General features: G+C 62.3%; 12 protein-coding genes. 8 read left to right on the top strand and 4 right to left on the bottom strand.

Annotated elements, in window-relative coordinates:
- Positions 1 to 33 precede the first annotated feature (33 nt).
- The 3 genes from H2O77_RS08660 to H2O77_RS08670 all read right to left on the bottom strand — a co-directional run bounded on the left by H2O77_RS08660 (position 34) and on the right by H2O77_RS08670 (position 1510).
- Complete coding sequence (locus tag H2O77_RS08660; RefSeq protein ID WP_153635739.1) at positions 34 to 441, bottom strand: DUF2069 domain-containing protein; 408 nt, start codon at positions 439 to 441, stop codon at positions 34 to 36.
- The gene (gene wrbA, locus H2O77_RS08665; protein WP_043333572.1) at positions 442 to 1074 is read right to left on the bottom strand and encodes an NAD(P)H:quinone oxidoreductase; all 633 of its coding nucleotides are present in this window, start codon (positions 1072 to 1074) and stop codon (positions 442 to 444) included.
- A 76-nt stretch (positions 1075 to 1150) separates the two neighbouring features.
- Positions 1151 to 1510 (bottom strand): arsenate reductase family protein, encoded by a 360-nt coding sequence (locus H2O77_RS08670; RefSeq protein WP_043333573.1) that lies wholly within the window; start codon positions 1508 to 1510, stop codon positions 1151 to 1153.
- A gap of 105 nt (positions 1511 to 1615) precedes the next feature.
- On the opposite strand from H2O77_RS08670, the gene H2O77_RS08675 reads away from it, so the two are divergent.
- The 6 genes from H2O77_RS08675 (at position 1616) to smrA (ending at position 8109) form a co-directional block, all read left to right on the top strand.
- Positions 1616 to 2899 carry a YihY family inner membrane protein gene (locus tag H2O77_RS08675; RefSeq protein ID WP_175088735.1) on the top strand — a complete coding sequence of 428 codons (1284 nt, stop codon included), beginning with the start codon at positions 1616 to 1618 and terminating at the stop codon, positions 2897 to 2899.
- A gap of 544 nt (positions 2900 to 3443) precedes the next feature.
- Positions 3444 to 4577 carry a spermidine/putrescine ABC transporter ATP-binding protein PotA gene (gene potA, locus H2O77_RS08680; RefSeq protein ID WP_153635742.1) on the top strand — a complete coding sequence of 378 codons (1134 nt, stop codon included), beginning with the start codon at positions 3444 to 3446 and terminating at the stop codon, positions 4575 to 4577.
- On the top strand, positions 4574 to 5455 hold the full coding sequence (gene potB, locus H2O77_RS08685) for a spermidine/putrescine ABC transporter permease PotB (RefSeq protein WP_215824397.1): 882 nt from the start codon (positions 4574 to 4576) through the stop codon (positions 5453 to 5455). Before potA ends, potB begins: the two co-directional genes overlap by 4 nt.
- Complete coding sequence (gene potC, locus H2O77_RS08690) at positions 5452 to 6234, top strand: spermidine/putrescine ABC transporter permease PotC (RefSeq protein ID WP_043333579.1); 783 nt, start codon at positions 5452 to 5454, stop codon at positions 6232 to 6234. Before potB ends, potC begins: the two co-directional genes overlap by 4 nt.
- 1 nt (position 6235) lies before the next feature.
- A complete protein-coding gene (locus H2O77_RS08695) occupies positions 6236 to 7312 on the top strand; it encodes an extracellular solute-binding protein (protein ID WP_197738736.1) in 1077 nt (358 codons plus the stop codon).
- A 155-nt stretch (positions 7313 to 7467) separates the two neighbouring features.
- Positions 7468 to 8109 carry a DNA endonuclease SmrA gene (smrA, locus tag H2O77_RS08700; RefSeq protein WP_225348067.1) on the top strand — a complete coding sequence of 214 codons (642 nt, stop codon included), beginning with the start codon at positions 7468 to 7470 and terminating at the stop codon, positions 8107 to 8109.
- Positions 8110 to 8241: 132 nt separating this feature from the next.
- On the opposite strand, the gene H2O77_RS08705 is transcribed toward smrA, so the two are convergent.
- Positions 8242 to 8799, bottom strand: coding sequence for a hypothetical protein (locus H2O77_RS08705; protein ID WP_153635744.1), 558 nt, complete (start codon positions 8797 to 8799; stop codon positions 8242 to 8244).
- A 267-nt stretch (positions 8800 to 9066) separates the two neighbouring features.
- Between H2O77_RS08705 and betT the strand changes: the two genes are divergently transcribed.
- Together betT and H2O77_RS08715 are read left to right on the top strand one after the other, a co-directional pair.
- A complete protein-coding gene (gene betT / locus H2O77_RS08710) occupies positions 9067 to 11094 on the top strand; it encodes a choline BCCT transporter BetT (RefSeq protein WP_153635745.1) in 2028 nt (675 codons plus the stop codon).
- A 480-nt stretch (positions 11095 to 11574) separates the two neighbouring features.
- Entirely contained in the window at positions 11575 to 13308 is a 1734-nt protein-coding gene (locus H2O77_RS08715) for a BCCT family transporter (protein ID WP_215824398.1), read from the top strand.
- Positions 13309 to 13538 lie beyond the last annotated feature (230 nt).

The following is a 13538-nucleotide window of genomic DNA, read 5'->3' on the forward strand; positions in this document are numbered from 1 at the left end:
AGAAGGGCGGGCAATGGAGAGGCCAGGGCTTGATCAGGCCTGCGGCTGACGCTTGAGGTTGCGCGAGCGGAAACGGGCGTAAGCCATGCTGGAAATGAACAGCCCCAGTGCCGCCAGTGCTTCCAGAACGCCGATGACGGCGTGGCCAGGCACACCGGCCAGCATCACGCCCTGCATGATGTAGAGCAGGCTGACGAAGGCCAGCCAGACATGGCCACGTGCCCGGCGGGTGAAGATGGCGGGCAGGAATAGTGCGATGGGCAGCAGGCGGATCAACAGCGGCAGCAGGCCGCTGTTCTCGCTCTGCGCCATTAGCTGAATGCCGCCGATCAGCAGCAGCAGGGCGACGGCCGCAAAACTTGCGATCACACCGCGACGGCTCTTGGCTTCGAGCGTGTCGAGGCCCTGCTCACGTTCCAGTCGTTCAAGCCAGGCGCGCATCTATTTCGTCTCCCTGAGAGGTTGCATGGCAAGGGCCAGGCGAGCGATACGCTTGCCTTGCGCCAGTGCCAGGCGCTGTTCGTTGTCATCGACATCGTTGTCGCCACGCTTGCCGCTGACGTGGGTCGTGCCGTAGGGCGTGCCGCCCTGGGTGGTCTCGAGCAACTCGGTGGCGCTGTAGGGCACACCGGCATACACCATGCCATGATGCAGCAGCGGTATCAGCATGGTGATCAGCGTGGTTTCCTGACCGCCATGCAGAGAGCTTGAGGCGCTGAAGGCGGTGGCAGGCTTGTCGATCAAGGCGCCGTTCATCCACAGCTCGCTGGTGGAGTCCAGGAAGTACTTGAGCGGCGCCGCCATGTTGCCGAAGCGGGTCGGACTGCCCAGCGCGAGGCCCGAACAGTGACGCAGGTCGTCCAGCTCGACGTACATGGCCCCGCTGTCGGGGATTTCCGGCTCGGTCTGCTCGCAGGTGGCCGAGATCTCGGGCACCCGGCGCAGGCGTGCCTCGACACCGCTGATGGACTCGATGCCGGCGGCGATCTGCTCGGCCAGCGTGCGGGTCGCACCATGGCGCGAGTAATAGAGGACGAGGACGTACGGCGTCGCGTCGGGGGTCGTTGCGGACATGAGCTTCCTCAGGTGGATGACAATCTATCGAAAGGGGCAAGCGGGGCTTGCGTGAGCACACTCTGTCATCAGGGGATCAGGCGTCGCTCAACAGCACCAGCACATCTTCGGGCGGGCGACCGATGACGGCACGGGTGCCATCATCGAGAATCGGCCGCTGCATCAATTTCGGCGTTGCGGCAATCGCGTCAAGGCGTTGCGCATCGCTGGGGTCTACAAGGCCCAGCGCCTTCCACTCGGCTTCGTTCTCGCGGGTCAGAGCCCGCGCCCCGCCTTCCACTCGGGCGGCCAGGGCCTCGAGCTGCTCACGATCGAGGGGGTCTTCCAGGTAGCGGACGGTCTCGAAGGCATCGCCCTCGAGGCGCGCGGTCAAAAGCGCCAGTGTTTCCCGTGACTTGGAGCAGCGTGGGTTATGGTAGAGTTTCAATATTGACATGACTGTCTCCGTTTCCGGACAGGTGATGGGTTTCACGCAAGCGCTACTGGCCATGGCCGGCGGTGGCGAATGAATCAGGAACGCATTGTAGAGGGGCGCACAAGAATGCCACAACTGCCAGGGATCTCGCGGGTCATGCCCGCCATCGGCGTCATCCTCAAGCTGGTATCACGTTTCAACTATCACGACGGCAAGAAGACCGCGTCGGCACTGACCTATACGACGCTGTTCGCCATCGTGCCCTTGATGACGGTCATCTATGCGATGTTCGCCGTCATTCCGAGTTTCGACGGCGTGGGCGATCAACTGCAGACCACGGTGTTCTCCCAGTTTCTGCCCTCGACCGGCGCCACGGTGCTCGAGTATCTCAACGAGTTCTCCGGTCAGGCGCGCAATCTGACCTCGGTGGGTCTGATCTTCCTGTTCGTGACCTCGGTGATGATGATGATCACCATCGAAGGCGCCTTCAATGCCATCTGGCAGGTGCCGGAAGGGCGCAAGGGACTGTCGAGCTTCCTGATGTACTGGGCCGTCCTGACGCTGGGGCCGCTGATGCTGGGCTCGGGCTTTCTGCTGTCGTCCTTTCTGACCTCGCTGTCCTTCTTCGACTCGGCCGCCGAGATGCTGGGCGGCAAGGCACTGTTGCTGCGTCTGTTGCCGCCGCTGTTGAGCGCTGCGGCCTTCACCTTCATCTATGCCGCGGTGCCCAACTGCAAGGTTCGCCTGCGTGACGCCGCGGTCGGCGCGCTGACCACGGCGCTGGCGCTTGAGCTGGCCAAGGCGGGCTTCTCGCTCTACGTGACGCATTTCCCGTCCTATCAGGCCATCTACGGCGCCTTCGCGGCCGTTCCGCTCTTCCTGCTGTGGGTGTTCCTGTCCTGGTGCATCGTGCTGCTGGGGGCGGAAGTCGCGGCCTGGATGGGCGAGCGCTCCAATGCTGACTGGCATCGCTGGCCACCGTTCTGGCAGACCCTCGGTGCCGTGATGCTGCTCAAGGATGCCCATGAACGCGGTGAGCCGCTGTCCGATGATCGACTCACGGAAGTGCTGGGCAGTCGTTACCGTCGTGTGCTCAAGCCGCTGATCGCCGAGAACATCGCCAGCCAGACCCAGGATGGCCAATGGGTGCTCGGGCGTGATCTCAGTCATTACTCGCTGTGGGAGATGGCGCACGCCTTGCCGTGGGAACTGCCGGCCGGCGAGGCGGGCGAAGCGCCGCATCCGCGCCTGGAACCCCTGCGTGAGGCGCTGGCGCGTGCGCGTGCCGCCGAGAAGGAGCGCATGACCTGCGGTCTGGTCGAGGTGCTGCCCAGTGTCGGTGAGGTGGGTGATGAGGCCATGACTCAGGAGGAAAAAGACCCGCAAGATCCGCGACTTGCGACTTCCTGAGCGGCACAGGAACGTGATTGCAAGGTGACAGCCTGAAGCCGAATGGGCAGAATGCGCACCCTGTGCCGTCTGCTCATCCCGACGGGGGTTGAGGCGGATGCCGATGCCCCGATATCGAAAGCGATGACGGCAATGAAAAGGCCCGACACCTGTTCGGGCCTTTTCCTTTGTCTCTCGCACATCAACCGGAACCGCTCGCCTGCCTTGCCGCAATTCGGCCTGCACGCTGGAGAGCCAGGGTGAGGAGTGAGCGAGGTAAGGGTGAGGCGTGGTCGAGGCATGAATGAGACAGGTCAGCTGGCAGCGGCTCGCCGGGCAGACACGCAAGTGAAAGGTTGGCATGCCAGACTGGCGACGGCGCCTTTCCGCTGTCTGATGTGACCTTTGCGCGACCTGCGCGCCAGCGCCAAAGCGAGCGGCGAGAGCTGGCAGTCAGCCGGTGGCCAGGCACGATGGAATTGACGATGTGGCGTGCCAGTCCCTGGCGCGCCTGACATGCATGAGGGTGCCGTTCGCGACGCCCGCTGGAGGTGACAACCCGCCGATGAAAAGCTCTGCTCCTGAGAAGGCCCCGCTGGTCAAGCTGCGTGGCATTTCCAAGACCTTTGGTGATCGCAAGGTGTTGGACAGCCTTGACCTGGATTTGAACGATGGTGAGTTCGTCACGCTGCTGGGCCCGTCCGGTTGCGGCAAGACCACCGTGCTGAGAATGATCGCCGGCTTCGAATCGCCGGATAGCGGCACCATCACGCTCGAGTCGACGGCCTTGCATGAGCGTCCCGCTCACCAGCGCCCGGTCAATACCGTCTTCCAGAGCTATGCGCTGTTTCCGCACATGAACCTCTACGACAACGTGGCCTTCGGGCTGCGCATGGAAAAGGTCGCCAAGGCCGAGATTCATGAGCGGGTGCGCGAAGCGCTGGAGATGGTGCAACTGGCCCATCTGTCGGACCGCCGCCCGGACCAGCTCTCCGGCGGGCAGCAGCAGCGCATCGCGATTGCCCGCGCCGTGGTCAAGCGTCCCCGCGTCCTGCTGCTCGATGAGCCGCTGTCGGCGCTGGATTACAAGCTGCGCAAGCAGATGCAGAACGAGCTCAAGCGCCTGCAGCGTCGCTTGGGCATCACCTTCGTGTTCGTCACCCACGATCAGGAAGAGGCGCTGTCGATGTCCGATCGCGTGGTGGTGATGCGCGAAGGCGGCATCGAGCAGATCGGCACGCCGCGTGAGGTCTATGAATCGCCGAGCACGCTGTTCGTGGCGCGCTTCGTCGGTGAGATCAACCAGCTGGCGGCGCAGGTCGTGCGCCCCGCGGCGACGGCTGGGCGCATCGAGATCACGCTGCTCGGTCAGACGCTGGAACTCAGTAGCCATGGCCGCACCTATCAGGGCGGAGAGGCGGTGCAGGTGTTGCTGCGCCCGGAAGACATGCGACTCAAGGGCGCCGAGGACAGCGAAGGTTTCCCGGCGCGTGTCATCGAGCGCAACTACAAGGGCATGACCCTGGACACGGTGCTGGAGCTGGACAGCGGTCAGCAGTTGTTGGCCAGCGAGTTCTTCGACGAGGATGACCCTGACTTCGATTACCGCCTCGGCGAGCGCGTGCGCGTCAGCTGGGTGCCGGACTGGGAGATCATCCTGCCCGATGATGAGCCGGCCGTGACGGGGGCGGGTGCATGAGTCTGGTGCGCAATCCCTTCAAGACCGCCACCCTGACCATCATCTGGGGCTGGCTGATCGTGCTGGTGCTGGCCCCGACGCTGCTGGTGGTGCTGGTCAGTCTGATGCCGGAAAACACCGGCCAGTTACTGGCCGGTGAGCTGTCGCTGAGCACGCTGTGGCAGGGCTTTCTGACCAACTATGGCCAGATGATCAGCCCGGTGTACCTGAGTGTCTTCGGCCATTCGCTGTGGATCGGCCTGATCACGACGCTGATCTGTCTGCTGCTCGGCTATCCCTTCGCGTGGATGATCTCGCGGGCCAGCCCGCGCCTGCAGCCCTTGCTGCTGCTGTTGGTGATCATTCCGTTCTGGACCAACTCGCTGATCCGCATCTATGCCCTGCGCACGCTGATCGCGACGCGCGGGCTGCTCAACGATGTGCTGATGAACCTCGGCCTGATCGATGCGCCGCTGCGCCTGCTGTATACCGAGGAGGCGGTGATCGTGGGGCTGGTCTACATGCTGCTGCCGTTCATGATCCTGCCGCTGTATGCCGTCTTCGAGCAGCTGAGCCGCCCGACGCTGGAGGCGGCCCGCGACCTTGGCGCCAATGGCCTGGCCACCTTCCGCCATATCGTGCTGCCGCTGACCATGCCGGGCATCATCGCGGGCGTGCTGCTGGTGTTTCTGCCGGCGATGGGCATGTTCTATGTCTCGGACCTGCTGGGCGGCTCGCGCCATCCGCTGATCGGCAACATCATCAAGGGCCAGTTCCTGGAGGCCAACAACTGGACCTTCGGCGCGGCGATCAGCGTGATGCTGACACTGGTGATGGCGTTCCTGCTGCTGGCCTATTACCGCAGCGTCAAGCTCTTCAAGCGTGAGGTGACCCTATGAAGGCGAGCGCCGCGCTGCGTTGGTTCAGCCGCTGTTATCTGACGCTGATCTTCACGCTGTTGTATGTGCCGATCCTGGTGTTGATCGGCATCTCGTTCAATGACTCACGCAATCCCTTCGTGTGGGGCGGCTTCAGCCTGCGCTGGTACGACAAGCTGCTGGGCAATGGCAATCTGATGGAGGCTGCGCTCAATACGCTGTGGCTCGGGGTGACGGCGGCGACGCTGGCGACCCTGATCGGCACGCTGACGGCCACTGCGCTTTATCGCTATCGCTTCCGCGGCAAGCCGCTGCTCAATGGCATGCTGTTCACGGTGATGATGATGCCGGACATCGTGATGGCGATCGCCTTCCTGGCGCTGTTCATTGCGTTGGGTATCCAGCTGGGCTATTTCTCGCTGCTGGTCTCGCACGCCACCTTCTGTCTGCCGTTCGTGGTGATCACCGTCTATTCCCGCCTGACGGGCATCAACCCGCAGTTGCTGGAAGCGGCGCGTGATCTCGGTGCCAGTGAAGCCCGCGCCGTCTGGCACGTGCTGGTACCGGCGCTGATGCCGGCGATCGCCTCCGGCTGGCTGCTGAGTTTCACCCTGTCGCTGGATGATGTGGTGATCTCGACCTTCGTCACCGGGCCGACCTTCGAGGTGCTGCCGCTGCGTATCTACTCGATGGTGCGACTGGGGCTCAAACCTGAAGTGAATGCATTGGCAACCCTGCTGTTGGGGCTGTCGCTCTGTCTGCTGTTGATTTCACAGTTGTTGCTCAAGGAGAAAAAATAACATGCAAGGTACCCGTTTCCCGCTGCGCGCCGCTGGCCTGATGGCTGCCGTCAGCCTGGCTTCCGTGGCCACATCCGCCCCCGTTCTGGCCGCGGATGACAGCGACAAGGTCCTCTACGTCTACAACTGGACCGAGTACATGCCCGATGAGGTCATCGAGCGCTTCGAAGAGCAGACCGGCATCGATGTCGTCTACTCCACCTTCGATTCCAACGAAGCGATGTACGCCAAGCTCAAGCTGCTGGACAGCGACAACAGCTACGACCTCGTCTTCCCGTCGACCTATTACATCGACAAGATGGCGCGTGAAGGTCTGCTGCAGAAGCTGGATGTCAGCAAGCTCGACCATTTCGAGGACCTCGACCCCAACCTGGTCGATCGTGACTTCGACAAGGGCAACCAGTACAGCGTGCCTTACATGTGGGGCAGCGCCGGTATCGGTTACAACCCGGACTATGTCGAAGAGGGCGCACTGACCAGCTGGAACGACCTGTGGAACGACAAGTATCGTGACAAGCTGCTGCTCTCCAACGACATGCGTGAAGTCTTCCATGTCGCACTGGCAAGCCTTGGCTTCAGTGGCAACACCACGGACCCGGACGAGATCAAGGCGGCCTACGAGAAGCTGACCCAGCTGATGCCCAACGTGCGTGCCTTCAACTCCGACGCGGCGCGCGTGCCCTTCATGCAGGGCGAGGTCGATGCCGGTCTGATCTGGAACGGTGAGGTCTATCAGGCGAACCAGGAAGGCGTGCCGGTCGAGTATGTCTATCCCAAGGAAGGCATCATCCTGTGGATGGACACCATGGCGATTCCGTCCAACGCGCGTCACGTCGATGCGGCCTATCAGTTCATCGATTACCTGATCAGCCCGGAAGTCAGCAAGGAAATCAGCGAGTACGTGGGTTACACCACGCCGAGCCTGGCGGCCAAGAACATGATGGACCCGGAAGTGCGTGATAACCCGGTGGTCTTCCCGACTCAGCAGGATCTCGCCCGCGGCGAATTCCAGACCGATGTCGGCGATGCGCTGTCGATCTATCAGAAGTACTGGGAGCAGCTCAAGACCGGGCATTGATCCGCCCTTTAGGCGTGATGACGCAAGAAATCACGTCAGCGACTTGAGCTGAACCGACGCCCCGAGGCATGCTCTGTCTCGGGGCGTCGTCGTTTGTCGACCTTGGCTGCGCGCTCCACGTAATTGACACGTCCTGGTGAAGACTGGAGGGTGCCATGTCACGTTTTTCCCCTGCAATGATGTCGGCGGCGCATGCCCGTGAGTTGAGCAGTGCCGAGGCGGATGATCTGTTCAGTCGTGAGATGCAAGGCGTTGCTCCCCTGACGCGCGGCAAGGACCGCGCCGATGTCACCACGGCCCGCAAGGGCCCCAGCGAGGCTCAGCTGGCACGGCGTGAAGACGCGCAGAAGACCCTGGGCAATGAGCTGGACGGGCTGTCCGACAGCTACGTGGAGCATCTCTCGCCGCATGACCCGGTCGAGTTTCGCCGTGATGGCATCCAGACCGGTGTGCTGGAGCGCTTGCGCCAGGGCGGCTACCCACCCGAGGCGCAGCTCAATCTGATGCGTCGTCCGCTCATCGAGTGTCGCCGTGAGGTGCACCGCTTCATCCAGGATGCCTGGCGCAGCGAGTTGCGCTGCCTGCTGGTGATTCATGGCAAGGGGCGTGACAGCGAATCGCATGCCGCCTTGATTCGTGCCTACCTGGTGCACTGGCTGGAGCAGATGCCCGAGGTGCAGGCCTGGAGCAGTGCCACGCCGCGCCACGGTGGGCTGGGGGCGACGCTGGTGATGTTGCGCAAATCCCGCGCGGCGCGTGACACCAACCGCGAACGGCATCAGAAGCGGCGCGGCTGATCGCCACGAGCAGCAAATCCCGCAAGCAGTCAAATCAGACAGCAGAAAGCCGACAATGGACACAAGAAAGCCCCGCCAGGCCGCGATCATCGCGAGCTGGCGGGGCTTTTTCATGCTCATGGCTCAAGCAGACTATTGCACGCTGTAACCGCGACCGGTGAAGCAGGCACTCAGCGCGCGGCGATAGGTGTCTGCGTTGCTGGCGGTCACGGGCGGCGCCGCGGAATTGGCTTCGGCGCCACTCTGCTGATTGGCCCAGCGATGGCACTCATAGCGATCACGCGCTTGCTGGTCTTCGCTCTGGCCCTTGGTGGGGTAGGCGATGACATCGACTGCCGCGGCCGTGAGTGTCGCCTGAGCGGGGGCCTGGACGGGCAGATACTGCTGCTGACTCTCTTCCCACAGGTAATAGGTGCCTGCCGCCAGGAAATACAGCGTAGCGCCCACCCAGACACCGCGCGCCCCGGCGGGCAGGCCATGACCGTGCCCAGGGCCACCCGGTGCCCAGCGAATCAGCCGACCGGGCTCACCATGCCCGATCACGATGTCGGGGCCTATGTAGCCCGGCCCATCGAAGCGCCCATGCCCCGGGCCCGCCATGGCGGACGTGGTCGGCAGGGCACTCAACAGGGCGAGAGACAGCGCGAGCGCGCGCAGGGGGGCCTTGCCGGAATGACGATTGCGACTCATGCGTTAACTCCTGTGTGACCAGCATGGCATTTGAGTGTGCCGATGACGTTGGGTGCCAGCGTGCAAGCATCAAGAAAACAAATGGCATCCTGCGCCATGTGTACGCCGAGAAGTTGGACGGTAGTTGGACAAGACATTGGTCATGTAGGCATCAGGTGATATTATCCGCGCGCAATCTGATCATGTTTTTTCATTATAGTGTTGTTTGCCAGCAGGGCGCCGAGACAGCTCACGGCGTCTCTCCCGGACACTCACAAGGAAATCTCCATGCGCAATACCCCTGCAGCGGGCGGTGGCGAAGATGCCAGTGCCGAGCCGCGCACCGGCTTGTTTGCCAAGGTCAACCCGCCGGTCTTCTTCGGCGCGAATGCCATCATCCTGTTATTGGTGATCTTCACCGCGGTGTTCTCGGATACGGCCATGTCCGTGTTCGAGTCGGTCCAGCATTGGATCACCAACACCGTGAGCTGGTTCTACATCCTGTGCGTGGCCATCGTGCTGATCTCGGTGGTGTATGTCGGCTTCTCACGCCATGGCGAGATTCGCCTGGGGCCGGACCACTCACTGCCGGACTACAGCAACGTCACCTGGTTCGCGATGCTGTTCTCGGCGGGCATGGGCATCGGTCTGATGTTCTTCGGCGTGGCCGAGCCGGTGATGCACTTCCTCAACCCGCCGACAGGCACCCCGGAGCAGGTCGAGACCGCACGTGAAGCGATGAAGCTGACCTTCTTCCACTGGGGGCTGCATGCCTGGTCGATCTACGCCATCGTCGCGCTGATTCTGGCCTACTTCAGCTATCGCCATGACCTGCCGCTGACGCTGCGCAGTGCCTTGTATCCTCTGATCGGCAAGCGCATCTACGGTCCGATCGGCCATGCGGTGGACATCTTCGCCATCGTCGGCACTGTCTGTGGTGTCGCCACCACGCTGGGCTACGGTGTGGCACAGGTCAATGCCGGGCTCTCGCACCTGACCGGCATGCCGAACAACGACTGGACCCAGGTCGCGATCATCGTCGTGATCACCGGCCTTGCCACCATCTCGGTCGTGACCGGCCTGGACAAGGGCATCCGTATCCTGTCCGAGATCAACCTCGGCCTCGCCGTGGTGCTGTTGCTGTTCGTGCTGCTGCTCGGCCCGACCGCCTTCCTGCTCAAGGCCTTCGTCCAGAATTCCGGCTTCTACATGGCCGATATCGTCGGCAAGACCTTCGAACTCTACGCCTACGAACCCAATGACTGGATCGGTGGCTGGACGCTGCTCTACTGGGGTTGGTGGATGTCCTGGTCTCCGTTCGTCGGCATGTTCATCGCGCGTGTCTCGCGTGGCCGTACCATCCGGGAATTCGTGATCGGCGTGCTGTTCGTGCCGGCCGGTTTCACCCTGCTGTGGATGACCATCTTCGGCAACACCGCCATCTCGATGATTCTGGAGCAGAACGTCACGGCGCTGGTCGATACCGTCAACGACAACTATTCGCTGGCCCTGTTCACCTTCCTCGAGCAGCTGCCGCTGTCGTCCATCACCTCGGTGATCGCGTTGGTGATGGTCATCGTGTTCTTCGTCACCTCGGCGGATTCCGGCTCGATGGTGGTCGACATGCTGGCCTCCGGTGGTCGTGAAGACACCCCGATCTGGCAGCGTATCTACTGGGCCTTCGCGGTGGGTCTTTTGGCCATCGTGCTGATGCTGGCCGGTGGGCTGGGGGCGCTGCAGACCGCCACCATCGCCACCGCCTTGCCGTTCGGCATGATTCTGCTGGCCGCGATCTTCGGCTTGCTGCGTCAGCTCAATCTCGAGTCCGTCAAGCGCCGCTCGCTGTCGGTGAACACCGCAGCCGCGACGCCGATGGGCGAGAAGGGCAACTGGCGCAAGCGTGCCCAGCACCTGATGAGCTTCCCGACGCGCGCCATGGTACGTGGCTTCCTGCGCGGCACTGTCGCGGAAGGCATGCAGGAGCTGGCCGAAGAGCTGCGTAGCCAGGGACTGGAAGTCGACGTCACCATCAGCCGTGATCGCGTCTACTTCAATGCACGCCATGGTGAGGAAGATGACTTCATCTACGGCGTGCGCATTCGCTCTCACCTGCGTCCGGACCTCAATCTGGATCAGGAAGACGAGGGGGATGAAGAGGACTACTGTCGTGCCGAGGTCTTCCTCAAGGAAGGCGGTCAGTCCTATGACCTGATGGGCTACAGCAAGGACCAGGTCATCAATGATCTGCTCGAGCAGTACGAGCGTCATATGCACTACCTGCACCAGCTGCGTCTGAGCCAGTCCGTCGGTCAATGATCCGAGCGGGCAGTCAGTGACGCTTCACGCGTCGCCATGACGCAAGAGCCCCTTGTGGAGAGATCCGCCGGGGGCTTTTGTCTGTCTGGATGAGGTTCCCTGAAGGATGCGGCCTGGATAGGACCTCTGTCGAAAGACGCCAGAATGTGAGGCCTCTTTTTCTCGGCTCAGGCATTAGCGCTGCTTATCCAGACGGCGTCGAGATCTTATTGGTCTCGCAAGCGGGGGGCCTATAGCATGGACTCTCCCCACAAAGTCGCATATCGGCTGGGGTCAGATGACATGCCGTGGCGTTGTCGTCTGCCAAGGTTCCCGCCCATGTCTGGCCGAAGGTGAACGCGATCTGCCCGCAATGTCCCCATGACGACTGAGGTTCCTTGAGCCCCGGCATCCGCAGTCATGAACAACGATACCGCTGTCACGAACGACGATAGCGGCATCATGAAAAATGATAATAAAAACCCGTCACGAGGTAGAAACATGTTGAAAGGAAAGGAACTGGATGCACTCATCGAGCAGCGAGGTGTCCTGAAGGGACTCAACTCGACGCTCGGTATCACCGCGATCACCATGACCGTGTTCTTCATTCTCTATGCGATTCTGTTGGGCAAGACGGCCAGCGATCAGTTTCTGGGCATCAAGGCCTGGATAGAGAGCACCCTGGGCTGGTACTACGTGCTGGTGATGTTCTCGACCTTCGTGGTCTGTCTTTACGTGATGTGTTCGCGTGTCGGCAAGATTCGGCTGGGGCGTGACGATGAGCGTCCCGAGTTCAGCAATTTTGCCTGGTTCTCGATGCTGTTCGGCTGCGGGACCGGCGCGGGCATGCTGTTCTTCTCGATGTCCGAGCCCATGATCCATTTCGCGAGTGACTGGAGCGGCGGCAATCCGTTTCTGAGTGCTGACGTCAAGGCGGCCGTTGCCGCCTTCTTCGAGGCCAAGCAGGCCGCCCTGGCGAGTGGTCTCATGCCGGGGGACGAAGGCTTCCCGGTGCCTGACAGCCGCGTCGCGGAAGCGGCCGCCGGGGGCATCAAGCTCACCGTCTTCCACTGGGGCACGATCGCCTGGGCCATGTATGCCATCGTCGGGCTGTCACTGGCTTATTTCGCCTTCCGCAAGGGCCTGCCGCTCTCGATGCGCTCGGCCCTCTATCCGCTGATCGGCAACCGGATCTACGGGCCCATCGGGCACACCGTCGATATCCTGACCGTGTTCGGTACCATTTTCGGCATCGCCACCACGCTCGGTCTGGGCGTCGAGCAGATCGGCTCCGGCCTGATGTCACTGGGCCTCATCGAAGAGAAGTCGCGCATGGTGACCGTGGTCTCCATCGTGTTGATCAGCGTCATCGCTACCCTGTCAGCGACCAGCGGCGTTGCACGCGGCATCAAGCTGCTTTCCACCTTTAATACCTGGGTCTGCCTCGGCATCCTGGCCTACTTCCTGCTGGTGAGCGACGCCAACTATCTGATTGCGAGCTCCATCACCGCGCTCGGGGATTACCTCACCGATGGCGTCTCGATGACACTGTGGACGGCGCGCACGCCGGACGAGCAAGTGTGGCAGGGCGGTTGGACCATCTTCTACTGGGGCTGGTGGATCGCCTGGGCCGGTTTCGTCGGCATGTTCATTGCCCGCATCTCGCGCGGCCGGACCATCCGTGAATTCATTCTCGGGGTGATGGTCATCCCTTCCATCGTGGCGCTGGTCTGGTTCGGCGTCATCGGCTCGGCGGGGATCTATCAGTCCCTGTACGGGGCCGACATGGGCATCTACACGGCTGCGGTCACCAACTGGGACTACGCCGGCACCCTCTACCACTCGTTCGAGGTGCTCACTCCCGGCATCGCCGCGACCGTGGCCAAGGTGGCCGCGCTGGTCGTGGTGATCATCTTCTTCGTCACGTCTGCGGATTCCGGCACCCTGGTGCTGGGACGCCTGCTGGCCTTCGGTCGTCGCCCCCCGGTTCAGCAACGCATCATCTGGGGCATGATGCTGGGCGCCGTGACCTTGATCCTGCTGTTGCTGGGGGGCGATCAGGCGCTCAAGTCCCTGCAGGCGGCCTCGATCGCCGGCGCCTTGCCGTTCACCTTCGTGCTGATCGCCATGATGATCGGACTGTTGAAATCGCTGCGCGAGGATGGCGAATCGATGATCGAGAACGAGGAGCATATCCGCAAGATGATCGAGAACGAGGTCCGCGACCTCTCCTGAGTTGCCGTTTGCCAGACGTATGCGCCTGACGCATGCGTTCGGTGTGCAAGACATGAGGCCTCTGCCCCCCGGCAGGGGCCTCGTTGTTTCTCGCTTTCGGGTCAGGGCTGTTTACCTCCTTGGGCTCAGGGCTGTTTCCCTTCTTGGGCTCAGGGCTGTTTCCCTGCTCCAGAGCAGGCCTGCGCATGTCACCAAGGTCGCAAGGCAATATCAAACGTACGTATGTTCCA

Source organism: Cobetia sp. 4B, from assembly GCF_018831605.1.
Classification (GTDB): Bacteria; Pseudomonadota; Gammaproteobacteria; order Pseudomonadales; family Halomonadaceae; genus Cobetia; species Cobetia amphilecti.